Source organism: Nocardia sp. NPDC004722 (assembly GCF_053601505.1).
Window position 1 is genome coordinate 1 of the sequence record NZ_JBSGBY010001120.1, and the last position, 1041, is coordinate 1041.

The 1041-nt window shown below is 67.9% G+C and carries 1 protein-coding gene; it reads right to left on the minus strand.

The genetic code is table 11. From position 1 onward, the window contains the following. On the minus strand, nucleotides 1-1041 hold a 1041-nt coding region (locus ACWELQ_RS46220), incomplete at both ends, for a thiolase C-terminal domain-containing protein (protein WP_452403278.1).

Here is a 1041-nt window from a genome sequence, read left to right on the forward strand (position 1 = left end):
CGCGAGCGCGGTGCGGGCGCTGGCGACCTGGCGTTCGCCCGCGAGTCCGCGCAGCTGCCAGCTCAATTCGGTGCACTGCGCCAGGCCGGTCGCACCCAGCGGGTGGCCCTTGGAGATGAGGCCGCCCGACGGGTTCACCACCCAGGTGCCGCCGTAGGTGGTCGCACCCGACTCCACCAGCGCACCGGATTCGCCCTCACCGCACAGACCCAGCGCCTCGTAGGTGATGAGCTCGTTGATGGAGAAGCAGTCGTGCAACTCGATCACATCGACATCGGCGACACCGATTCCGGCGCGCGAGAACACCTTCGACGCGGCCGCCCGGGTCATCGGCGCGCCCACCACGTCGATCATGGAACCGGTGGAGAAGGAGGTGCCGTCGTCGGTGGCCAGTTCCTGCGCCAGGATCTCGATGGCCTGGCCCTCGAGGCCGTTGGCCTTCACGAACTCCTCGCTCACCACGACCGCCGCCGCCGCACCGTCGGACATGGGCGAACACTGCGAGCGGGTCAGCGGCCCGTGCACCGGCTTGTCGCCGAGCACCTGCTCGAGAGTGTAGGCATCCTGGAACTGGGCGAGGGGGTTTCGCGTGGAGTGCTGGTGGTTCTTGACCGCGACCGCCGCGAGCTGCTCGGGCGTGGTGCCGTAGCGCTTCATGTGCTCGATGGCCGCGTTGCCGAAGAACTGGGTGGTGATCGGGGCCGCGGAGAACTCGAAGTGCTCGCGGTTGACCTTCAGGTGCGCGTCGACGGTGGTGACCTTGGGCTTGGTGGCCGGACCGGCCATCGCCTCCTTGGTCATCTGCTCGAAGCCGACGGCCAGCGCGACCTCGGTGAGGCCCGCCGCGACCCATTCGCGGGCGAACATGAGCGCGGTGGAACCGGTCGCGCAGTTGTTGTTCACGTTCACGATCGGGATACCGGTGAGACCGATGTCGTAGAGGGCCCGCTGCCCGGCCGCGCCGCGACGTCGAGGGTGGCCAACACCTTCGGCTTGTATTCCTTGTAGACCAACGAGTTCGCGTACTGCATGCGGACGTTC